The sequence below is a fragment of the Promicromonospora sp. NFX87 genome, assembly GCF_048564965.1.
GTDB lineage: Bacteria > Actinomycetota > Actinomycetes > Actinomycetales > Cellulomonadaceae > Promicromonospora.
In genome coordinates this window covers 1,943,798-1,965,394 of record NZ_CP183413.1, presented here as the reverse complement: position 1 = coordinate 1,965,394, position 21,597 = coordinate 1,943,798, and the positions used below count along the sequence as shown (strand labels likewise).

The following is a 21,597-nucleotide window of genomic DNA, read 5'->3' as shown; positions in this document are numbered from 1 at the left end:
GCGCCGACAGCGTGGCGCTCGCGTCCCTCGTTGCCGGTCTAGCGCTCGCCGCCCCACTCCTTGGCCTTGTCGCCCAGCGAGTCGATCGCGCCGTCGGCCTTGTCGGGTGCGAACTCCTTGAGCTTGTCGGTGGCAGCGTCGACGTTCTCGTCGGTGAGCTGCTCCTTCGCCTTGGCGACGTTGTCCGGGTCGGTCACGAACTCCTTGGCCTTGTCAAAAAGCCCCATTTTCGAATCCTCTCGACACAGGCACACGGCTGTGCGCCCCCTGCTCGGCGACGGGGTCCCGCCACCAGTCGAGAACCTACGCGCACCCTGCCGCTCGCGCACTGCTGGGTTGGGCAGATCGTCGCATTCCGGGCCCTGGAGTCGGCAGGCGGGCTCCGCGTCTCGTACCGTCAGGCCGTGGAGTACGTGGAGTACCTGACCATCGCCGTCACAGCGGCGGCCGTCATCATCGCCGTCACCGCGCTCGCGCCCCGGGCCGGCGTCGCGTCGCCCCTGGTCCTCGTGGTGCTCGGCGCCGGTGTGAGCCTGCTGCCGTTCGTCCCGGCCATCGAGGTGCCGCCCGAGCTGATCCTCGGCGGTGTGCTGCCCCCGCTCCTGTACTCGGCGGCGGTCGGTCTGCCGTCCATGGACTTCCGGCGCGACTTCGCGGCCATCGGCGGCCTGTCCGTCACCCTCGTGGTGATCAGCTCCGTGCTGCTGGGCCTGCTGTTCCGGTGGCTGATCCCGGACATCGACCTGGCCACCGCCATCGCCCTGGGCGCCATCGTCAGCCCGACCGACGCCGTCGCGACCACCATCGTCAAGCGGCTCGGGGCGTCCCCGCGCAGCGTCACGATGCTCGAGGGCGAGTCCCTGCTCAACGACGCGTCGGCGCTGGTGCTGCTCCGGTCGGCGATCGCGGCGACGGCGGCGACCGTCAGCCTGTGGGAGGTCATCGGTGACTTCGCGTACGCCGCGGGCGTGGCGGTCCTCATCGGCGCCCCGATCGGCTGGGTGGGCCTGCGCATCCGCAAGCGGCTGGGGCACGCCGCGCTGAGCACCGCCATGTCGTTCGTCGTCCCGTTCGCGGCGTACCTGCCCGCGGAGGAGCTGCACGCGTCGGGCCTGGTCGCCGTGGTGGCGGCGGGCCTGGTGACCGGCAACGGGTCCGCGCGGCACCTGCGGCCGCAGGACCGGATCGCCGAGCGGTCCAACTGGCACACCGTCGAGCTGCTGCTGGAGGGCGCGGTCTTCCTGGCGATGGGCATCCAGCTGTTCGACCTGATCGAGGACGTCGAGCGCGGCAACGGCTCGGTCCTGCAGGCCGCCGGCGTCGCCGCCATCGCGGGCGCCGTGGTGCTCCTGGTGCGAACGGCCTTCGTCACGCCGCTGATCGGCCTCCAGGCGCGCAGGGCCCGCCGCGGCGAGGCCGTCCGGGAGACCCTGTCGGGCTTCCAGGACCGCATAGACCTCCGGGTCGCCGCCACCCCGTCCCCCGTCGCCGGGAACGCGGAGGTCGCGGGCAGGCGCTCGGCCGCCGCCCGGCTGGAACGGATCCAGGGCACGCTGCGCCGCCGCACCGCCGACATCGACTACGTCCTCGCCAAGCCGCTCGGCTGGCGCGAGGGCACCCTGCTCGTGTGGGCGGGCATGCGCGGCGTGGTGACGCTCGCCGCCGCGCAGACGCTGCCGGCGGAGACTCCCGGCCGGTCCTTCCTGGTCCTCGTGGCGTTCGGCGTCGCGTTCGGCACGCTGCTGGTCCAGGGCAGCACCCTGCCGTGGGTGACCCGCCGGCTGGGCCTGGTCGGGCAGGACACCACCGGCGACCTCCCGGCCCTGCGCCGCGAGACCGTGCGGGCCGCGCGCGACTTCCTCGCCGACCCCCGCCGCCCGGACGGCACGCCGTACGACGACGGGGTGGTCGCCCGGGTGCGCAAGGACATGTTCCGGGAGCACGAGTCGCAGGACGAGGACGCCGAGCTCACCCGGGAACGCTTCGTCCAGTACCGGGAGCTGCGGCTGGCCGCCATCGCCGCCCAACGCGAGGAGCTACTCGCGGCCCGGGCCGCCGGCACCTACGACTCGGCCCAGCTCGGCGACGCCCTGGACCTGCTGGACGCCGAGCAGATCGCCGTCGAGATGCGCAAGGGCAAGCTGCCGGTACATCCGGACGATTCGGACCGCTAATCTCACCCTGTGACGGACTACACACCGCTCCATCTCGACTGGCCCGGCTGTCTCAACGTGCGTGACCTGGGCGGACTCCCCCTCACCGGTGGCGGCACCGTTCGCGAACGGGCACTGGTCCGTTCGGAGTCGCCCAGCTTCCTGACGGACGACGGCGTCGCCGCCGCCACCGCGTACGGCCTCTCGCGGATCATCGACCTGCGCCGTCCGGCCGAGATCGACCTGGAACCCAGCCGGCTGGCGGGCCTCACCGCCCTCCACCTCCCGGTGCAGGAGCCCGGCGACCCCATCGAGGGGCCCTGGGTCCCCCTCTACACGGGGCTGCTGGACCGGCGTCCCGAGCTGTTCGCGCGCGCCGTCGCAGCCGTCGCGGACGCCCCCGAGGGACCGGTGCTGGTGCACTGCGCCGCGGGCAAGGACCGCACGGGGCTGGTGGTGGCGCTCGCGCTCTCGCTCGTCGGGGCGGACCTCGACGCGCTGGCCGACGACTACGAGCTCACCAACGAACGGCTCGCCCCGCGGTACGCCGCGCCGGGAGCGGTCCTCGACCTCACGGTCGGGCGTGAGATCCCGCCGACCCGGCACGTGATCCTCGGCGCCCTGGAACACCTACGGACACGACACGGTTCGGTCGAGGCCTACCTCACCCGCAACGGCCTCACCCCGGGCCACGTCCGAGCCCTCCGCACCCGCCTGACCGCCCCCTCCCCTCGTTGAGTGCTCGATATTTGCCCTTCTGACGGCCGTCAGGGGGCGAATATCCAGCACTCAACGGCAGCAGGTCAGGGGTGGGCTACCGCCGCCGCCCAGGAGAGCATCGGGGACTGGTTGTTGGTCGCCCTGAGGCGGATCGTCACCGGGCCCGGCTCGGCCAGCTCGACGTCGTAGCTGAGCACCTCGCTCGGGTTGCCCGAGCTCAGGGTCACCGTCCCGACGGGGTGGCTCGCGCCGTCGTGGTCGAGCAGGACGTCCGCGCTCCGGCTGCTGTCGGGCCACCACGAGTGCGATCCGGCCGCGAGGGTGTACGACCCCGCGGGCAGCGTGAAGGTGTAGGACACCTCGGCCCCCACCTGGTTCGCCGTGTACATCCCGGTGGTCGTCGTCTTGTCGTACGCGCCGGGCAGGACGCCCTTGTAGCTGATGGACCGGCTCCCTGAGGCGCTCTGCCCCCAGTGACCCCAGTCCGCGCCGTTCTCCCGGACCTGGTCGGGTGCGTCGTTCACGAGCGCGTCGCCGACGAGGCCGGCGATCGCCCCGTAGGCGGGCGAGTCGTACCCGAGCGCGCCGCCGCTGGTCGCGTTCACGTCGGCGAACGCGACGGTCCCCCGCGGTACGACCTCGACGTGCGCGGTGGCGGACGCCTGGCCGTACGAACCCTTGACGGCGGCCGTCGCCCAGGCCTCGCCGAACGCCGCCGGGTCGACGGTCCAGTCCACCGGCACCTCACGGGTGGTGCCGTCGGTGAGCTCCGCGGTGAGCGTGTCCGGCAGTTCGGGAACGTCACCGACGTAGGTCGCCACGCGGGGCTCCTCGAGGTCGACTATCCGGTTCGCGACCGGCGCGGACGCCGTCCGGAGCCGGGCCACGAGGTCCGCCGCACCCTGTCCGTCGAGCCGGTAGCGCCTCGGGTCGGCGACGGCGGCGCGAGCGTCCGCGATGCCGTTCTGGAGCACCGTCCACTCGACGTCGGTGAAGTCGCCGGTGCGCTCGACGTCCTCCGCGGCGTCGAGCGCGGCGGCGAGCGCCCGGACGTCGGTCGCCCGGGACGCGGGTGCCGAGATCACGCCGACGGCGTCGACGTTCAGCGTGCCCGACGCGACGGTGAGCTTCACCGTGTGCTTGCCCCAGCGCAGGCCCCGCAGCTCGAACGCCTGCTGGTACTGGCCGGACGCGCGGGTGCGGGCGTTGAGCTCTACCGGCTCGCCGTCCACGGTGACGTCCAGGCGTGCGGACCCGTCGTTCGGGCCGAGCACGTCGAGCCCCGAGCCAGTGAAGGTGTAGCTCACGGAGGCGCCGTCGGCCTGGTTGATCGACGACGTGCGGCCGTACTCGAACATGCCCTTGCCGTTGGCGTGCGCCCACTCGCCGTCGTAGACGAGCTTGGTCGCCGCCGGGTCGTCGAGGACTGTCATCTCGTGGCCGTCGAGGTACTCGCCGTAGTACGGCACCTCGTCGGCCACGCGCTCGACCTCGAGGTTGTCGAACTGGGTCCAGTGGAACCCGCTGGCGAGGTCGACCCAACCCGACAGGATCGGAGCGGCGTCCGTCCAGTCGAACACCTGCGTGCCGTCGACCCAGCCGGTGACCCGGTCGCCCGCGACCTGCACGGACAGCTCGTGCCACGCGGCGGCGTCCCAGCCGTCGCCGGCGACGGAGCCGCTCTCGACGGTGGTCCCCCGCCGGGTGAGCTGCCAGCCGCCGTCGACGGCCAGCTTGAGCGCGTACGGCGTGCCGCGGAGGTCGTGGGAGGTGTCGCCGCCGCTGGAGCGGGCGCCGAGGGCGGCGTAGTTGCCGCTCACGGTGTCCCGCTCGAAGCGGACGTCGACGGTGGCGCGGTAGTTGCTCCAGCGCCGGTCGCCGACGGCGGTGATCGGCTCGCCGTTGTTCCACGCCCCGCCGACGCCGGTGCCCTCGCGGTCGACCTGCTGGCGCAGGACCCGCTCGCCGTCGTCGGCCAGGTAGGCCTCGAAGGAGCCGTTGCGGTCCCACGTGTACAGCGGGATCGCGCCCGTGTCCCCGCCGCGGGAGTCGATGAAGTCCTCGGTCCGGCCGGTCAGCCCGCCGCCCTTGCGGACGATCGGCACGCGCTTGTCCGAGTAGTCGAAGCCGTCGGACCAGAGCACGTTCCGCGGTACCTCGCGGGACGCGCCGGCGTCGAGCACCGTGCGCTCGCCCTCGACGGGCAGCGGCGTGGTCCAGCCCTTGTCGCGGCGGACGTCGAGCGAGGTCACGGTGGTGATCGAGTACGGCTGCACGGTGACGCTGTAGGCGCCGTCGGCGTCCGCGGAGACGTTGCCGACGTGCCGCTTGTAGCGGGCGTCGAAGGCCTCGCCGTCCTCCGCCGCGCGGGTCTCCCACACCGCGAGACGGGGCTGGTACCCGAGGTCCAGGTCCTCCGGGGTGATCCGGTAGGTCCGCGGCGTCTCGGAGTCGTTGACGACCACCGTGGAGAAGTCCGAGCGGTCGGGCGCCGCGAGCGTCAGGTAGTTCGGGCCACCGCCTCGCCCGTTGACCGGGTTGGTGCCGGTCGCCGTGGTGGCGGACGCCTGGGGCACCGCACGCCAGATCCCCGCCTGGTTGCGCGAGTCCTCCCAGCCGGTCACCGCGAAGTTCGAGAAGTGCTGCAGCGCGGCCAGGCCGGCGTCGTAGTGGATCCACCCGGACCAGGGGTCGCGGGCGCTCACGAGCTCCTTGTACGAGTACTGCCCGCCCTCGTAGAACGAGCCGATCGCGGGCTGGTAGATGAAGTGCGTGCGCCGGGAGTTGGCGAAGCCCTTGACGATGGTGTTCGCCATCTCCAGGGAGCTTCCGCTCCCGCCGAGGCCGGTGCCCTCGACGGTCGGGTCGGCGGTGTTGTTGTTCGGCCGGAACGACGAGTTGCTGAACGTGGCCTGCGCCTCGCTGTTCCAGACCTCCTCGTCGAGCTCGTCGGCCAGGCGCTTGAAGTTCCCGGCCGCGTCGTCGTCGGTGAAGTAGTGGTAGGTGGAGGCGGCCACGGCGTCGCGCAGCGACGCGTCGGCGACCATCTCGTCACCGAAGGTGCCGAGGCCCGCCTCGTCGGAGATCATCACCTGGATCTGGTGGAAGCGGCTCGCCTCCCCGCGGCGGAAGCCCGCCAGCCGCGGGTCGTCGCTCACGTAACCCGTCGCGTCGGTACGGACGCGCTCGGCGTACTCCTTGGTCCAGTCCAGGTCGGCGGTGTGCTCGTTCACGCCGGGGTGGACGTAGTCGACCATGTACCCGTACTCGCGGTACGCGGCGAGGATCGTGTTCTTGTACCAGTCGTAGATCTTGTCGTTCGTGTTCGCCCAGGGGGCGGCGTTCCAGCGCAGGATCGACACCTTGAGGTCGGGGTTGACCTTCTTGGCGTCCGCCGCGAGCTGGAAGCCCGGGTGCCGGCGCACGTTCGCCGGCTCGTCCGGGGTGCGCATCGTCGACACGTCCGAACCCGTCGAGTTGTTGCGGTCGTCGCCCATCTCGATCTTGACGTGCTGCATGATCGGGTGCTCGCCGCCGAACAGGATCTGCAGCAGCTCCGCGTACTTCCGCGGCTGCTCGGACTTGTAGTCCATCAGGAGGGCGCTGGTGCTGTTGGCGCTGAGCACGCCGAAGCCCTTGAACGTCAGGCCGTTGACGTTGTCCGCGGCGACGTCGTCCCCGTCGACGGTGATCTCGGTGACCTCCGGCGCGCGAGGTGCTTCCGCGGCCGACGCTCCCGCTGCCGCTCCCGCGACGAGCGACGACCCGAGCACGCCGCACACGAGCATCCCGGCGATGGCTGCTGACGACATTCGGCTACGTCTCATGGTGCTCCCCTTCCACGTTGAAGTGTTCGTTCGACGCCGGGCGCACGGCGGAGGCGGTGCAGGTCTTCCTCGATCCGCACGCGGTGGCCATCGGCATCGATGTTCGTTCCTGATCGTTCAGGATCAGCTTCCGGGCGTCACGCTAGCCCGGGCGGCGCAAAGCGCCAAGATGTTGTTCGGTATTGATCACTTCGCCGCGACGGCGGCGCGCCTCAGCGGGCGCGCGCCACCTGGTCGCGCGCCGCGGTGAGCAGGTCCCGAGCGGTGGCGAGCGTGCGGTCGGCCTCGGCAGGGGTGATCCGCACGAGCGCGAACGCGGCGATCGAGAGCCCGGTGACCGCGTCGGCGAGGCGCTCCCGCTCCGCCGGCGCCACCGGGCCGAGGTAGGCGACGACCCCACGGCCGATCGCCGCGCGCAGCTCGTCACGGTAGTCGGCGACGACGCGCGCCACCTCGCCGTCGTGCACGACCGGCGCGGTGGCGGTGTTGATGAGCAGGCAGCCGCTGGTCGCCGACATCGAGTCGGCCCGCGTGAACGCCTCCCGCAGCCCGTCCAGGTACGTGAGCACCGCCTCCGGGGCGACGTCGTCGGCCTTCAGGGGGCGCAGCCTCGGCCGGATCACCTCGTCGAGATAGCTCTGCACCGCGGCGTCGAACAGCCCTCGCTTCGAGCCGAACGTGTTGTAGATGCTCGACCGGCTCAGCCCCGTCGCCTCCTCCAGGGCCGGGACCGAGGCGCCCTCGAACCCGGCACGCCAGAACAGGGTGCGCGCCGCACGCACCACCACATCGCGGTCGAAGCCCTGCGTCCGAGCCATCCCTGCCTCCAGTTGTTCTGTAACGCTCGGTCCAGTATATATTGGAAGAGTCGTTACAGAATAGACCCACCCCGAGGGAGCACGTTGATGTCCGAGTTCATGAGCACGCAGATCCAGCTCGTCTCACGCCCGACCGGATGGCCGACGCACGAGAACTTCCGCACCGTCGCCGTCGCCCACGAGGCCCTCCGGCCCGGTCAGGTGCGCGTGCGCAACGAGTTCGTGTCGGTCGACCCGTACATGCGCGGCCGGATGAACGACGTGCGCAGCTACGTCGCCCCCTTCGTGCTCGGCGAGACGATCCCTGGTGGTGCGATCGGCCGCGTCGTAGAGTCGGCAGACGACGACGTCCCGGTGGGGGCGGTCGTGCTGCACCAGCACGGCTGGTCCGACACGGTGCAGGACGACGCCTCGACCTTCCGCGTCGTCCCCGACGTGCCGGGCGTGCCGCTGTCGCTGCGCCTGCACGTCCTCGGCATGACGGGGCTCACCGCGTACGTGGGGCTCACGGCGATCGCCGGGATGCGGGAGGGCGACACGGTCTTCGTCTCCGGCGCGGCCGGCGCCGTCGGCACCGCCGCGGGCCAGATCGCCAAGCTTCTCGGGGCCAAGCGGGTCATCGGATCGGCGGGATCACCCGAGAAGGTCGCCCTGCTGACCGAGAAGTACGGCTACGACGCTGCCTTCAACTACAAGGACGGCGACGTGCGTGCCCAGCTCGCCGAGGCCGCGCCCGACGGGATCGACGTGTACTTCGACAACGTCGGCGGCGACCACCTCGAAGCCGCCCTCGACGCGTTCAACGACGGCGGACGTGCCGCGCTCTGCGGGGCCATCGCCGTCTACAACACCACCGGGAAGACCCCGGGGCCGGACAACATGGCCAACATCATCACGCGGGGGCTCACCCTGCAGGGGTTCACCCTCGGCGCCTACCTCCACGTCGCCCCCGAGTTCCAGGAGCGGATGACGGCCTGGTTCGCCGCCGGGGAGATCTCCTACGACGAGACGGTCGTCGACGGCATCGAGAACACCGTCGACGCGTTCCTCGACATGATGCGCGGCGCCAACACCGGCAAGATGCTCGTCCGCGTCTGACCGGAGCTGGGCGCAGACATGCAGAAGGCCCTCTGACCGGCGTCTCCGCCGGCCCGAGGGCCTTCTGTCTTGCTGGTGGGCGATACTGGGATCGAACCAGTGACCTCTTCCGTGTCAGGGAAGCGCGCTACCGCTGCGCCAATCGCCCATTGCGAGGTGGGTACGGGATTCGAACCCGTGTGTACGGCTTTGCAGACCGCTGCCTCGCCTCTCGGCCAACCCACCGTGCTCTCCCACCAAAGCGGGTTCGAGCGGATGACGGGACTTGAACCCGCGACCCTCACCTTGGCAAGGTGATGCTCTACCACTGAGCTACATCCGCGTTGCACCAGCTCGGACCCTTTCGGGCCCCTGTTGGTGACGCTCCGGAAGAGTAGTTCACAAACGGTGTGCCGGTCCAATCGAAACGCCGGGACCCGAACGGGGTGCGGGCGGCGTCGCCGGAACCGGCCGACGACACCGCCCGCGCAGGTCAACTGCAGTATCAGTAGATGGACACGCCGTACGCGCTGAGCGCCTCGGTGACGGGCTGGAAGAACGTGGTGCCGCCCGAGGAACAGTTGCCGCTGCCACCCGAGGTGATGCCGAGGGCGACCGACCCGCTGTACAACGCACCGCCGGAGTCGCCGGGCTCGGCGCACACGTTGGTCTGGATCATGCCCCGCACGGTGCCGCTGCCCTGGTAGCGGACACTGACGTTGAGCGCCGTGACGGTGCCGGAGTGCACGCCGGTGGTCGAGCCGTCCCGGGTCACGCTCTGACCCACGTAGGCGTTGCCGGCGGTGTAGCCGCCAGGGTGGCTCAACGAGGTGTTGTCGTACCGGACGATCGCGTAGTCGTTGCCGGGGAAGCTGGAGCCCACGGTGGGGCCGATCAGGGTGCTCTGCGCCGAGTTGGTGTACCAGGTCGGGGCCACGTCACCGCAGTGCCCGGCGGTGATGAAGTAGTACGTGCTGCCGCTCCGGACGTTGAAGCCGAGCGAGCAGCGGTACCCCGAGCCGTAGATGGCGTCACCGGAGCCGAGCAGCGGCTTGAAGACACCGGCGGCGCGCTTGATGGTGAGGTCGTCCACGTCGGTGCCGGCCGCCTTACGGACCGCCTTGAGCTCGGCCGCGGTGACGGTGGAGTCGGCGGTGACGACCACCTTCCCGGTGGCGGCGTCCGTGTACCAGGCCACGCCGTCGACGCCCGCCTTGCCGACGGCGGCGTGCACCGTGGCGAGCTCGGCCGCGGTCGGCTTGTCGGGGGCGGCCGTGGCCGCCGGCCCGGCCAGGGTGGACACCGCGAGCCCGAGCCCTGCTGCGAGTGCGATCAGACGGGCCCGTTTCGCGGAGCCGGGGCGGAGTGTGGTGCGAATGGTTCTCATTGCATCCTCCTGGAGTGACGGGCCCGCTGGCGGCAAGCCCTGCTCGGCAAGGACGGGTCGTCGTCGCCTGCCGTCTCGCTCGCGGAGAGTATTGCCCTCCCCAATTCACCCCACAAGACCTCAAATGAGATGTAACCGACCGGAAACGAAATCGGCTCGTCTCAAGTCGTCTCACCCGGCACCGTCGACGCACGATAGGGTGAAACGCCATAACATGACGCGCTTTCACCCCATACCGAATCGCGGAGCCCTTCCGGGTTATGTTCTGCGGTATGAGTGCGACCGATATCGTCCCCGCCCACCTGATCCCGATCCTGGAAGCGCCGAACTACGGCTTCCTCGGCACCATCCGCCCGGACGACACCGTCCAGGTCAACCCGATGTGGTTCGACTTCGACGGCGAGACGCTGCGCTTCACGCACACCACGAAGCGCGCCAAGTACCGCAACCTGCAGCGCAACCCGTCGATGAGCTTCGCGATCATCAACCACGAGGACGTGTTCGGCTACGTCGAGCTCCGCGGCAAGCTGATCGAGGTCATCCCGGACCCGACCGGCAACTTCTACGTCCACCTGGGCAAGCGCTACGGCAACCCGGACCAGCTGCCGCCGCCGGACAGCGCCGACCGCGTCATCCTGGTGATGAGCATCGAGCACGTCGCATCGAAGTAGCCGTCATCCGCGCGGGGCGATGAGTTCTCCGCACACGGCAGGTCTCTCCTGGTACGGAAGATTCCCCGACGAAGGAGAGACCGATGCCGAACCTGATGGTGGACTTCATCATCTCGCTCGACGGTTACGCGGCGGCGGAGGACTGGCCCGGCCTGTGGGGCATGGGCGGGCCCGAGTACCTGGCCTGGATCACCTCGGACTCCGAGACGTCGCACACGACACTCATGGGCGCGACGACGTACCGGGTCATGTCCGGGTTTGCCGCCAAGATGCCCGACGATCCCCTGACCACCGGTCCCAAGGTGGTGTTCTCGTCGACCCTGGAGGCGCCGCTCTCGTGGGCCAACTCCGAGCTGGTCGACGGCGATGCCGTAGAGGTGGTTCGGGAGCTGAAGCGCACGTCCTCGCGCCCGCTGCGCACCATCGGCAGCCTGAGCCTGAGCCGGTCGCTGCTCAGGGCCGGCCTCGTGGACCGGTTCCGGGTGGTGGTCTTCCCCGTCATCACGGGCGCCAACGGCAAGGAACGCATCTTTGACGGGTACCCGGACGTCAGGCTCGAGCTGGTCAACAACCATCTGTTCGACGGGCAGCTCCAGCTGCTGGAGTACGTTCCCACGGTGTTGGACGCGCCGCCGGGGGCTGATGGCTGACGTCGGGACGACGCACCGGGTCGGCGAGGCTGACCAGTTACGTTCGCGGGCCGAGTCTGCCCTGCTGGGCTACACCCGATCGCACTCGATGCGCTCAGAGAAGTCGGGTTCTGTGAATAGCAAATAGAGAGCTTCGTCACCACTCGAACCAATGAACACCGGGACGTTGCCGATTCCCCCCATTGCGTCATCCTCGAAAAGGAATCGAAGCTCGATATAATCACCAGAATTCTGGAACTCGCTTTGACTCCAAGCGCCCGAGCCTCCTATGACGTCATCCTCCACACCGTCATAGTTTGGAAATATCTTCGCCACCTTCTCAGCGGAGAAGTTCTCCAGCACAAACGTATGGTCGTCTTCCAGTTCGACTAGGCCGACTTGATCACCGTCCGGGTCACACCGCCACTCGCCGACGAGGCTGCTATCGGCCACAGGTCCGGGCCCGCCGCCCGAACAGGCCGACAACCCAATCATGACGGTCGGGATCAAGAGCTTGCTCAGTCGCATCTCGTCTGCCCACCACTAATCAGGCGCGGATCAGACGCACTGATCCGTGCGCCACCGCCAACATTACCAACCCCGGGTAACCGTTCGCTCCACGAATTTGGTCACCCTTGGGGGCGCGTCGGCCCGAACAAACAATCGACGACGGACCGACATCTCCTCACGCCACGATGGAACACCTATCCGGGTTCACCACAGGCGTCCCGCACTAGGTTGTCCGTGCGCACTCTCGAAGTCGTTCGCCACTCACTCCCGCAAAAAGCCCCGACAGGAGCGAGGCATCCACCTATCCGGGGGCTGATGGCAGAGCCGGAACGGTGTGCTGAACTAGGACCGTGGATCCGCACTGCGCCGCCTGGCGGCCTACCGGGCTCGCCTGGACCGAGGCCGGCGCCGCCCTGGAGTGGCTCTCACCGGCCGGTGAGGTACGAGCCAGCGCTGTCGATCTCGGGGCGCGCCTGTCGCTCGTGGTCGGGCCTGACCGACGCTGTACCGGCTTGCGGTGGGACGGCCGCCGGGTGCCCTGCGCCGCCCGCGCATCGATCGACGCGGGTGCCAAGTCCGGCCAGTGCGACTCCTGCGCAGCGATCGCGCGCACCCGGTCGGTGGCGACCGACACCGTCCTGGACGACCCCCGCGAGTTCGGCGTCTATCTCGCCCACCACGGGAGCGTGATCAAGGTCGGGATCACGGCGACGGAGCGCGGGCCGGCCCGGCTGCTCGAGCAAGGCGCGCTGTCCTCGATGATCCTGTCGGCCGGGACGCTGCTGTCCGCCAGACGGTGCGAGGCGCTGCTCACCACCGCGCTGGGCGTACCCCAGCAGGTCCACACCGCCCGTAAGCGCGGCGCCCGGCTGGCGCCTGGGACGGCGTCGGCCCGCGCGGCGGAGCTCGTCGCCGCCGCTGAACAGGCCGCGGGCCTGGTCTGGCCGCCCGGCCAGACCCGCACCGCGACCGGCCCGGTGGATCACACCCCTTCGTACGGGTTGCCCGACGGCGGCATCGTCGCCGACCAGGAGATCGATCCCCTGCAGACCGGAGCCACGATCAACGGCGAGGTCGTGTGCCGGATCGGACGCGACCTGTACCTGTCCACGCCCGACGGGATCGTCCTGCTCGACACGGGCCTGCTCCAGGGCTGGGCGCTGAACCGCGCCGAGGACGATGCGCTGCTCACAGCGCGGACAACGCCGGTGGCGAAGCCCCGGGCGACGACGGAGGTCCAGCATGACGTCCTCTTCTGACGCTGACGGCGTCCGCGGGACCTCGGAAGGTTCTATCGAAGGGTTTCACTACGCCCCGTTCCATGGGAAGCCAGGGGACGTTGAACCCGCTCAGCGTCTGCCGTTCGACCTGTCTGACCTTCGTGTGATCGGGACGCTGGCCATCTGCAACGTCGACGAGACACCGACGGACAATGTCCGGCCGAGCATCAACATCAAGATCACGCAGTACGTGCGTCTGTCCGACGAGTCCTTGATACGCCTCGACATGGATCGAGGCGTCACCACTGGCGGCCGCGGAACTGGCGAGGACATCTCCTGGAAGCGCACGGCGGACGACCTGATCGCGGAGCTCTTGGATCTGGTCCAGGCGGACGACCGCCACAATCCTGGTTCCCATCCGTGGGAGGACCTCGCAGAGGCGGCCAGGCGGCGGGGTGTCGACGTCGACGGCTCGACGTTGGCCGCGCTGCCGTATCGGGTGCTGCTGACAGACGAGGTCACCGTCTTGTTCGAGCTCTGATGTCGTCTTCGGCACGCGCATCCCCGCCCTGCGCACCGGACGGCTTTCGTGCCATCGCGTCCACGGGCAAGCTCGCTCACATCATCCCCACGGCAACCATGGTGCGAGGTCCTGGATCGATGCCCTGTTCGCCCGGACGAGCAGGACGAAAGTTCCAAGTCCGATCAGGAGTCCCACCACTTTGGTGGTCCTGTCCGTGAGGTCGACGGCGTCGGAGAGTCGCGCTGTCCAGGCCCGGCGGGCAGGAGCCGGACTGACGTCGTCGACCAGGTATGCGAGCTGATCCTGGGTAGCTCGGAGGAAGTCATGCTTTCCCCCGATGAGGACGGCAGTGATGCGCCGCAGGGACCGAGTGATCTCAGTGGGACGGTCGAGGGTTAGGGAGTCAAACGTGGCCAGGTAGGCACGCAGCAGAGCGACTTCCAGGCCCAGCAGATGGGCGTTGGGATGGCGATTCTGCTTGTGGTGGAGATGGTGGGCGTACCGTTCGGTGGCCGCCGCGATAGCGGCTATCTGGCTGCGGGACTGCTCCACTGTGAGTTCCGGCTGCTGCTTGCTGGTCCGCCGGGGTTTCAGGACCGCGGCGATGAGGCCGACGACGTGCAGTCGCCCGGTAAGGCGGCGGTGCAGAACCGCCGTCAACTCCACGATCCCGAAAGCGAGGAGCAGGGACACGACAAACCCAACAAGTTCGGCCACTCCGGGGTCTGCGCTGGCCTTGGTGAGGTAGATGAAGGTCGCGCCGCCGAGGGCGGCCAGCATCAGGTGGTAGTGCAGGCGCACCCGATACAGGTTGGCCGCGATCTCGCGGCGTTTGCTCGGGGTGGTCCAACCACTGGTTCCAGGGATCGGCGGAGGCAGGAAACCGAACCGAGACTCGCGTCCACCGAGCCACCCATATGCGCGCAGGAGACCGGTTGGCCCGAGCACGTGCGCCAGGTAGACGGCGAGGAGCACGAGGAGCAGGGATCCGTGCTCGCGGACTACCAGGATGCGGAGCATGAGGAGGGCAGAGAAGCAGGCCAGCATGGCCGCGAGCGCTGCGAGAACCACATCGTCCACCAGCGCGGCCCGCGGCCTCTTGCTGTAGGCGCGGTGGACTCGCCGGAGGATCCGCACTGCCGCGCCAGGATTGCGTCTCGCCGCCAGGCGGAGCACGCGCACATCGGTGGTGAGGAAGATGCTGAAGAGGCCCCAGAAAGCCGTGAGCAACACCGCGAAGGCGGCAAAGCGAGAAAGGAACTCGCCCACGAAATCAAGCACCTCACTCAGTTCCACGATGACCGCCTCCGACACGACGGCGCACGGCGGTCAACGTATGCAGAACCCGATCGGTCACGATCGATAGTGTGCCGCAGATGCGTCACCTGCCAGCTAGAACGACTGCTCCAAGAGGCCGTACTGGCGGCAACAGAGCGGCCCCGGCCCCGGTAGGTGACGACACCCCAGCAGTGACTTCTACTGCGACTATTCTGCGCTCGTGACCACCGTGCGTGAGCTGAATAGCCTCGCCGACGTGCATGGCGCGGCTCGTGGCGATGCGCTGGCGCTGTGGGCCGCCGCAGGGTCGGCACGTGGCTCGCGCGCCTTTACTGCTGGCGAGGCCGTCGCAGTGGTAGCGCCGGGGCTGTCCGGCCGCGACCGGCTTGCCGTCACGGGCCCTGCTGGCGACGCCGCGGCTCTGGTCCGCGCAGTGCTGCCGCACGTCGGCCTCACATTCCGGCCGATCGGCGACGAAGGCCTGATTCGGCATGTGGTGACCAGGGTTCCAGAACTGGAGTTCGTCGACGCCTTCGGCTGGATGCAGACCGAGACCGCTACAGGCCGCCGCGGCACAGCCTCCTGGCTGACCGCATCGGACGGAGATGACATCACCGCATTGCTCGATGAGACGTTCCCGAACTCCTATGCCCGACCCGGTCGGCCAGGTGTGAGCCGCTGGGCAGGCATGCGCGACGAGTCGGGAGCGCTGCTGGGCTGCGCCGCCGACGCCTGGAGCGCTCCAGATGCCGGCTTCCTTGCCGGCGTCGCGACCGCCGAGCTGGCACGAGGCCGCGGTGTCGGTGCAGCTGTGTGCAGCTTCGTCCTGGACAGCCTCGTCGAGCGCCACGGCAGGGCCGCCTTGATCGTCGACGGCTGGAACGCCGCCGCCGTCCGTCTCTATCGTGGCCTCGGCATGTCATGGCGCCCCCTCGCGGCCGCCAGGGTCATGAACCGCTGAATGATGACGACGAACGAGGAGCCAGCGAGTGACCATCGACCACGGCCAGCATCCCCTTCCGGCCGCTGCGGCCATCGTGTCGAACGTTCCCGGCTCGTTCCCCTGGGGCGTCCTGACACGACGGCACCCGGAACTGATCGCGACCGTCCGTCGGCTCGTGCCGTATCCACCGGCGATCCAGGAGTCGCTCGACCAGCTGCTGGTGACCATCGATGGCACCATCCCGCCACTCCCGCCCGACGCTCACAACCGGGCGGCATGGCAAGAGTGGGCGGCCCCGTACCTGGGCCGCGCGTGGCTGGACGTTCCGTTCCTGTGGGCTGAGTCCTACTTCTACCGTCTCCTGCTCGAAGCCACGGGCTACTTCGGTTCGGGACCGTGGGCCGGGATCGACCCGTTCGCTCCGCAGAAGAACGCAGAGCTCGACACACCCGACCTGGCCCGCGACCTGGGAGACCTTGACCGCCTGGTCGAGTCCCCCGACCAGGCCGGCCTCTCCGCGGCACTGGCCGCCTCGCTCTGGGGCAACCGGGCAGACCTCGGCTTCCAGATATCCGAGCCGTCCGCCCAGGGCAAGGACCAGGTTGACGACCTCGTCGCGGACGACTCGGCGGAGCTGTGGCGTCTCCTGGGCGCAGGGGCAGAGGGCCAGGTGCACCTCGTCGCGGACAACGCCGGCCGGGAACTGACCGCCGACCTCGTCCTGATCGACCGCCTCCTGGCGACCGAGCGCGCCGCAACGGTGACGCTGCACCTCAAGCCGCACCCGTACTACGTCTCCGACGCCACGACCACCGACCTGCTCCAGGTTCTACGGCGCCTGGAGGCGGCAGGTGACACCGCCGGCGACATCGCCGCCCGACTCACTGCCACAATCAGCGACGGGCGGCTCCAGGTCCGCGCCCATGCCTTCTGGTGCAGCCCGCTGAGCTTCCACGAGCTGCCCGCCGACCTCGCCACCGAGCTGGCCGAGGCGACTGTTGTGATCATCAAGGGCGACCTGAACTACCGGCGCCTCGTCGGCGATGCCCGCTGGGATCCCATCACCTCGTTCCAGGACCTGACGGCCTACTTCCCCGCACCGCTGGCGGCGCTACGGACTCTCAAGTCGGACGTCGCTGTCGGGGTGGACCCGGATCGCCTGGCGCACCTGGAGACCACCGCACCGGGATGGCGCACCGCTGGCACCCACGCCGTCATCCACGTGCGCTCCTGATCTCGATTTCCCCAGCCACAGAATCTGTGAACATCGCCTCTGCGGCTCGGGTACAGCTCGAACCCAGCGAATACGCGAAAGGCCCCCAGCCAGCGTCTCCGCCGGCCAGAGGGCCTGTCGTGCATGGTGGGCGATACTGGGATCGAACCAGTGACCTCTTCCGTGTCAGGGAAGCGCGCTACCGCTGCGCCAATCGCCCATGCTGCTGTGCGAGGTGGGTACGGGATTCGAACCCGTGTATACGGCTTTGCAGACCGCTGCCTCGCCACTCGGCCAACCCACCGCCCGGCCAACCTACAACCTAGGCGTGCTCTCATCAGCCGAAGATCTACGAGAGCGGCGTTTTTCCGAGCGGATGACGGGACTTGAACCCGCGACCCTCACCTTGGCAAGGTGATGCTCTACCACTGAGCTACATCCGCGATGCCGGGCATCCTGGGGTTTCCCCCGGTGTTCCGGCGTTCTGAACATTAATCGACCGGAGGGCTAACCGTCCAATCGATCGCGCCGCCGTACGGTTGTCCCGTGTCCCCCAGCCCGGCCCATCCGCCCGCAAACCGCACGATTCGCCCGGTTCCGTCCCGCCGAACTCCCGTAGCTCCGCCGCCCGACGTGACCGGAGACACGGGATGGGCGAGTTTCGCCGGACGCGTCGCGACGGACGCGGTCGAGTGCATCGACATCCTGGCCGAACCCGAACGGCTCGCGACGGGAACCTGGTTCGTCGTCGCAGACTTCGAGGCAGCCTCGGAATCAGGAACGACGGGCCAGGCCCACGCCTGGCGGTTCGCCACACTGCACGACGCCGGGGCGCCCCCCGCAACCACCTGGACCGGTCCCCCGGCCAACGCCTGGGCCTCCTCGATGGACCAGGCCGGCTACGAGGCCGCCGTCAGCCAGGTGCGCGAGCACGTGCGCGAGGGCGACGTCTACCAGGCCAACATCTGCCGGGTGCTGTCCGCGCCCCTCGCCGTCGGACCGGCGGGCGACGAACCCGACGCTCGGGCGCTCGCCGCCCGGCTCGCCGCAGGAAACCCGGCACCGCACGCGGCCGCCGTCCACGTGCCCGCCGCGACCGGGCTGGACCCGGTGTGGGTGGTGAGCGCCTCCCCCGAGCTCTATCTGTCCGTGCGGGACGAGCCGGAGACCGGGACCGTCGTCGAGTCCGGCCCGATCAAGGGCACCGCCCGCACCCCCGACGGGCTCACCGAGAAGGACCGCGCCGAGAACGTCATGATCACCGACCTCGTGCGCAACGACCTGCAGACCGTCTGCCGCCCCGGCACCGTCGCGGTCACCTCGCTGCTGGAGGTCGAGGAGCACCCCGGCCTGGTGCACCTCGTCTCGCGGGTACGCGGCACCCTGTCGGACGACGTCGTCCGCTCCGGCGAGCTGTGGCGCCGCCTGCTGGCCGGCACGTTCCCGCCCGGCTCGGTCTCGGGCGCGCCGAAGTCGAGCGCGATGCGGATCATCCGTGAGCTGGAGCCCGTCCCCCGCGGCCCGTACTGCGGCGCGGTGGGCTGGGTGGTGGACGGCGAGGCCTCCCTCGCCGTCGGCATCCGCACGTTCTGGTGGGCCGACGACGGGACAGGCGGCGTGCTCCGTTTCGGCACCGGCGCCGGCATCACCTGGGGCTCCGACCCGACGGCGGAGTGGCACGAGACCGAGCTCAAGGCGGAGCGGCTGGTCGCGCTGGCGTCCTCGTAGCGGGTTTCGTCGGACACCGATGAGTTCTCCCGGCCTCCGTCGTCGGACACGGCATGGGAATCGTGAAAGCAGACCTGGCAGTTTCGCTCGACGGCTACTCCGCCGGGCACGACCAGTCGTTGGAGCACCCGTTCGGGCCGCTCGCGGGCGAACGGCTGCACACCTGGATGTTCGAGCACGGGGACGCGCACCAGGCCGAGGTCGACGCCATCGTCGGCGCCGGCGCGTACATCATGGGCCGCAACATGTTCACCGCCGGCCGCGGGCCGCTGGACCCGGAGTGGACGGGTTGGTGGGGCGACAACCCTCCGTACCACGCACCCGTCTTCGTCCTCACCCACCATGCGCGTGACCCGATCCCGATGGAGGGCGGCACCACGTTCCACTTCGTCACCGACGGCATCGAGAGCGCACTCGCCCAGGCCAGGGAGGCGGCGGGCGACCGTGACATCTCCATCGCCGGCGGGGCCACGACGCTCAACGAGTACCTCGCCGCCGGCCACGTCGACGAGCTGCGGCTGCACGTCGTGCCGTTCACGCTCGGCTCGGGCACCCGCGTGTTCGACGGCGTGCCGCCCATCGAGTTCTCCTCCACCTCCGTGCGGCACACGCCCGAGGTCACGCACGTGACCCTGCGCCGGTGACAGACTGGGCGCCATGACGGTCATCTGGGCAGAGGGGCGCATGGTCGCGCCCGACGAGGCCGCGCTCAGCGCGGTGGACCACGGCATCACTGTCGGCGACGGCGTCTTCGAGACCTGCGCGGTCATCGACGGCCACGCCTTCGCTCTGACGCGACATCTCGCGCGGCTGGAACGTTCGGCGGCGGGGATGGGCATGGCGCCCCTCGACCTGAGCTGGGTGCGCAGCGGCGTCGACGCCGTCCTCGCCGCCGCACCCGACGCCGGGCGCCTGCGCATCACGGTGACCGACGGCGTCGGGCCGCTCGGCTCCGGGCGGTCCGACGGGCCGCAGACGGTGGTCGTCGCGGCGACCCCCGCCGTCGTCGTGCCGACCGGGCGGGCCGCACGCTCCCCCTGGACCCGCAACGAGAACAGCGCGGTCGCGGGCCTGAAGACGACGTCCTACGCCGAGAACGTCGTGGCGCTCGCCGACGCGATCAAGAAGGGCGCCGACGAGTCGGTGTTCGCGAACACGCAGGGCCTGCTGTGCGAGGGCACCGGCTCGAACGTGTTCCTGGAGATCGACGGGGAGCTCGTCACGCCCCCGCTCAGCGTGGGCTGCCTGGCCGGGATCACGCGCGAGCTGCTGCTCGAGTGGGGCGCCGAGGCGGGCATGCCCGTGCGCGAGGCCAAGGACGGCGAGCTGCCGTTCGCGGTGCTCGACCGGGTGGCGGCCGGCAAGGCCCAGATGCTGCTAACCGGGTCGGTGCGGAACGTGCAGCCGACGGTGTGGCTGGACGGCGCCGACCTGCAGATCGGCGAGCTGTCGAGCGCCGCGCGCGACCTGTTCGAGCGGAACATGCGGGAGCGGCTGGATCCCTGACGCGCCTGGGCGATTGGATTTCGCATCCGCGCTCGAACCAGGCTAATATCGTCCACGCACGCCCTAGCGGGTGAGCAGCACGGGCGATTGGCGCAGGGGTAGCGCGCTTCGTTCACACCGAAGAGGTCACTGGTTCGATCCCAGTATCGCCCACCGTGCAGAAAGGCCCTCCAGCCAGCGGAAACGCTGAGCAGGAGGGCTTTTTGCGTACCTTGCGAGTCCGGCCCACAGCCCGTGAGGGACTAACTGAGGGACTGGCGCTCCTGCCAGCACTGCGACCACGGCGGTCGTGCAATCCTCGACCGCCCGGCGGCAAGATCGTGGACTGTGGGCAGGGACGGAGGCTGCTTCGCGAGGTTCCAGCCTTGCCGGCCTCCGCAGTCACCAGCGCAGGGCTGCTCGAGATCTCACCTCGCGCGTACAACCGTCGATGCCAGTTGCGCTGCCATACTGACGTGATGGCGGATCCCAAAGTCAAAAAGACGTGCTTTATTGCCATGCCGATCACAACACGGCCCGACGAAGCTGTCCGTTACGGCGGAGACCAGAACCACTGGATCCACGTGATGGGCAGTTTGTTCGAGAAGGCAATCGAGCAGGCAGGGTTCGAACCAATCAGGCCGAAAGTGATTGGCGCGAGCCTAATTCACGGTGAAATAATCCGAAATCTCAGCACGGCCGATCTGGTCCTAGTTGACCTAAGCAGCCACAATCCCAATGTCTTCTTCGAACTGGGCGTTCGAACCTCGATAAATCGACCAATATCCCTGGTGCGAGATGAGCACACGGAACTCCCGTTTGACATCGCAGGCATCAATGCGCACCAGTACGATTCCAGGTTACCCGTGTGGGAAAATGATCGACAGCAGGCCGAACTTGCGAAGCACATCCGAGAGAGTTTCGAGAGCTGCAACGGCGAGAACCCACTCTGGAAGCAGTTTGGTCTGAGCATCACAGCGTCAGAGCCCAACGCAGGCGAGTCGCCGTACGAAGCGAAGATTGATCTTCTCGTCAACGAGTTTCAGACGATGAAGAATCAGATCGGGCAGAATCGACGCCTGCTGGGCGAAGCCACCGACTTGGCCGATCCGGAAGCGCGTGACTACTTCTACGGAACGCCTGCAAGGGCATTCAGTGATGCCCTTCATAACGAAATTGGCATACGACAGAGGCGCCCCCTCATGTCCACTATGGAAACGCCCACCGTGGTCCACGCTTATCTTAGGCCGCCGCTTAGCGATGAAGACGAGGCACGCATCCACAAATTAGCGGCACGTCACGGTGTAAACGTAACGGTTTACAGCACTCATTCAGACTTTGACGCGAAGGCTTGGGAGCTGAGCGATCCGCGTGGTACGTCTAATTCCAGCGCAACCGAATTCGACTAACTGGCG

Annotated in this window: 19 protein-coding genes and 7 tRNA genes; 14 read left to right on the top strand and 12 right to left on the bottom strand. The window is 69.0% G+C overall.

Annotated elements, in window-relative coordinates:
• Nucleotides 1–38 precede the first annotated feature (38 nt).
• Entirely contained in the window at nt 39–227 is a 189-nt protein-coding gene (locus ACNYC2_RS08820; protein ID WP_419706656.1) for a hypothetical protein, read from the bottom strand.
• A gap of 177 nt (nt 228–404) precedes the next feature.
• Here ACNYC2_RS08820 and ACNYC2_RS08815 point away from each other — a divergent pair, with 177 nt between their 5' ends.
• Complete coding sequence (locus tag ACNYC2_RS08815; protein WP_419706655.1) at nt 405–2,174, top strand: cation:proton antiporter; 1,770 nt, start codon at nt 405–407, stop codon at nt 2,172–2,174.
• A 9-nt stretch (nt 2,175–2,183) separates the two neighbouring features.
• Nucleotides 2,184–2,891: a tyrosine-protein phosphatase gene (locus tag ACNYC2_RS08810; protein ID WP_419706654.1), complete on the top strand. Its 708-nt coding sequence runs from the start codon at nt 2,184–2,186 to the stop codon at nt 2,889–2,891.
• A 65-nt stretch (nt 2,892–2,956) separates the two neighbouring features.
• On the opposite strand, the gene ACNYC2_RS08805 is transcribed toward ACNYC2_RS08810, so the two are convergent.
• Both ACNYC2_RS08805 and ACNYC2_RS08800 read right to left on the bottom strand, forming a co-directional pair.
• Complete coding sequence (locus ACNYC2_RS08805; protein ID WP_419706653.1) at nt 2,957–6,700, bottom strand: Ig-like domain-containing protein; 3,744 nt, start codon at nt 6,698–6,700, stop codon at nt 2,957–2,959.
• A gap of 212 nt (nt 6,701–6,912) precedes the next feature.
• Complete coding sequence (locus tag ACNYC2_RS08800) at nt 6,913–7,518, bottom strand: TetR/AcrR family transcriptional regulator (protein WP_419706652.1); 606 nt, start codon at nt 7,516–7,518, stop codon at nt 6,913–6,915.
• 87 nt (nt 7,519–7,605) lie between these two features.
• Between ACNYC2_RS08800 and ACNYC2_RS08795 the strand changes: the two genes are divergently transcribed.
• Nucleotides 7,606–8,616 (top strand): NADP-dependent oxidoreductase, encoded by a 1,011-nt coding sequence (locus ACNYC2_RS08795; protein ID WP_419706651.1) that lies wholly within the window; start codon nt 7,606–7,608, stop codon nt 8,614–8,616.
• 73 nt (nt 8,617–8,689) lie between these two features.
• On the opposite strand, the gene ACNYC2_RS08790 is transcribed toward ACNYC2_RS08795, so the two are convergent.
• From ACNYC2_RS08790 to ACNYC2_RS08775, 4 genes are all read right to left on the bottom strand, one after another.
• Nucleotides 8,690–8,764 (bottom strand) — tRNA-Val (locus ACNYC2_RS08790).
• A gap of 6 nt (nt 8,765–8,770) precedes the next feature.
• Nucleotides 8,771–8,841: transfer RNA gene (locus tag ACNYC2_RS08785), tRNA-Cys, on the bottom strand.
• A gap of 25 nt (nt 8,842–8,866) precedes the next feature.
• Nucleotides 8,867–8,938 (bottom strand) — tRNA-Gly (locus ACNYC2_RS08780).
• Between the two features lie 162 nt (nt 8,939–9,100).
• Nucleotides 9,101–9,982 (bottom strand): S1 family peptidase, encoded by an 882-nt coding sequence (locus ACNYC2_RS08775; RefSeq protein ID WP_419706650.1) that lies wholly within the window; start codon nt 9,980–9,982, stop codon nt 9,101–9,103.
• A 272-nt stretch (nt 9,983–10,254) separates the two neighbouring features.
• Between ACNYC2_RS08775 and ACNYC2_RS08770 the strand changes: the two genes are divergently transcribed.
• Together ACNYC2_RS08770 and ACNYC2_RS08765 are read left to right on the top strand one after the other, a co-directional pair.
• Nucleotides 10,255–10,653 (top strand): PPOX class F420-dependent oxidoreductase, encoded by a 399-nt coding sequence (locus tag ACNYC2_RS08770; protein ID WP_419706649.1) that lies wholly within the window; start codon nt 10,255–10,257, stop codon nt 10,651–10,653.
• Between the two features lie 83 nt (nt 10,654–10,736).
• Nucleotides 10,737–11,303, top strand: a complete 567-nt coding sequence (locus ACNYC2_RS08765) for a dihydrofolate reductase family protein (RefSeq protein ID WP_419706648.1) — start codon at nt 10,737–10,739, stop codon at nt 11,301–11,303.
• 69 nt (nt 11,304–11,372) lie between these two features.
• Here ACNYC2_RS08765 and ACNYC2_RS08760 read toward each other — a convergent pair whose 3' ends face one another.
• Complete coding sequence (locus tag ACNYC2_RS08760; protein ID WP_419706647.1) at nt 11,373–11,810, bottom strand: hypothetical protein; 438 nt, start codon at nt 11,808–11,810, stop codon at nt 11,373–11,375.
• 332 nt (nt 11,811–12,142) lie between these two features.
• On the opposite strand from ACNYC2_RS08760, the gene ACNYC2_RS08755 reads away from it, so the two are divergent.
• Entirely contained in the window at nt 12,143–13,051 is a 909-nt protein-coding gene (locus ACNYC2_RS08755) for a DUF2797 domain-containing protein (RefSeq protein ID WP_419706646.1), read from the top strand.
• A gap of 124 nt (nt 13,052–13,175) precedes the next feature.
• Nucleotides 13,176–13,553, top strand: a complete 378-nt coding sequence (locus tag ACNYC2_RS08750) for a hypothetical protein (protein ID WP_419706645.1) — start codon at nt 13,176–13,178, stop codon at nt 13,551–13,553.
• Nucleotides 13,554–13,634: 81 nt separating this feature from the next.
• On the opposite strand, the gene ACNYC2_RS08745 is transcribed toward ACNYC2_RS08750, so the two are convergent.
• Nucleotides 13,635–14,831 carry a hypothetical protein gene (locus ACNYC2_RS08745; protein ID WP_419706644.1) on the bottom strand — a complete coding sequence of 399 codons (1,197 nt, stop codon included), beginning with the start codon at nt 14,829–14,831 and terminating at the stop codon, nt 13,635–13,637.
• 202 nt (nt 14,832–15,033) lie between these two features.
• Here ACNYC2_RS08745 and ACNYC2_RS08740 point away from each other — a divergent pair, with 202 nt between their 5' ends.
• Both ACNYC2_RS08740 and ACNYC2_RS08735 read left to right on the top strand, forming a co-directional pair.
• The gene (locus ACNYC2_RS08740) at nt 15,034–15,774 is read left to right on the top strand and encodes a GNAT family N-acetyltransferase (protein WP_419706643.1); all 741 of its coding nucleotides are present in this window, start codon (nt 15,034–15,036) and stop codon (nt 15,772–15,774) included.
• 28 nt (nt 15,775–15,802) lie between these two features.
• The gene (locus ACNYC2_RS08735) at nt 15,803–16,990 is read left to right on the top strand and encodes a damage-control phosphatase ARMT1 family protein (protein ID WP_419706642.1); all 1,188 of its coding nucleotides are present in this window, start codon (nt 15,803–15,805) and stop codon (nt 16,988–16,990) included.
• A 124-nt stretch (nt 16,991–17,114) separates the two neighbouring features.
• On the opposite strand, the gene ACNYC2_RS08730 is transcribed toward ACNYC2_RS08735, so the two are convergent.
• The 3 genes from ACNYC2_RS08730 to ACNYC2_RS08720 form a co-directional block, all read right to left on the bottom strand.
• Nucleotides 17,115–17,189 (bottom strand) — tRNA-Val (locus ACNYC2_RS08730).
• A 13-nt stretch (nt 17,190–17,202) separates the two neighbouring features.
• Nucleotides 17,203–17,273, bottom strand: a tRNA-Cys gene (locus ACNYC2_RS08725).
• Between the two features lie 67 nt (nt 17,274–17,340).
• Nucleotides 17,341–17,412, bottom strand: a tRNA-Gly gene (locus tag ACNYC2_RS08720).
• A gap of 190 nt (nt 17,413–17,602) precedes the next feature.
• Here ACNYC2_RS08720 and ACNYC2_RS08715 point away from each other — a divergent pair.
• From ACNYC2_RS08715 to ACNYC2_RS08695, 5 genes are all read left to right on the top strand, one after another.
• The gene (locus tag ACNYC2_RS08715; protein ID WP_419706641.1) at nt 17,603–18,697 is read left to right on the top strand and encodes a chorismate-binding protein; all 1,095 of its coding nucleotides are present in this window, start codon (nt 17,603–17,605) and stop codon (nt 18,695–18,697) included.
• Nucleotides 18,698–18,750: 53 nt separating this feature from the next.
• A complete protein-coding gene (locus ACNYC2_RS08710) occupies nt 18,751–19,341 on the top strand; it encodes a dihydrofolate reductase family protein (protein WP_419706640.1) in 591 nt (196 codons plus the stop codon).
• 13 nt (nt 19,342–19,354) lie between these two features.
• Complete coding sequence (locus ACNYC2_RS08705) at nt 19,355–20,203, top strand: aminotransferase class IV (protein WP_419706639.1); 849 nt, start codon at nt 19,355–19,357, stop codon at nt 20,201–20,203.
• A gap of 81 nt (nt 20,204–20,284) precedes the next feature.
• Nucleotides 20,285–20,356: transfer RNA gene (locus ACNYC2_RS08700), tRNA-Val, on the top strand.
• A 305-nt stretch (nt 20,357–20,661) separates the two neighbouring features.
• The gene (locus tag ACNYC2_RS08695) at nt 20,662–21,591 is read left to right on the top strand and encodes a hypothetical protein (protein ID WP_419706638.1); all 930 of its coding nucleotides are present in this window, start codon (nt 20,662–20,664) and stop codon (nt 21,589–21,591) included.
• Nucleotides 21,592–21,597 lie beyond the last annotated feature (6 nt).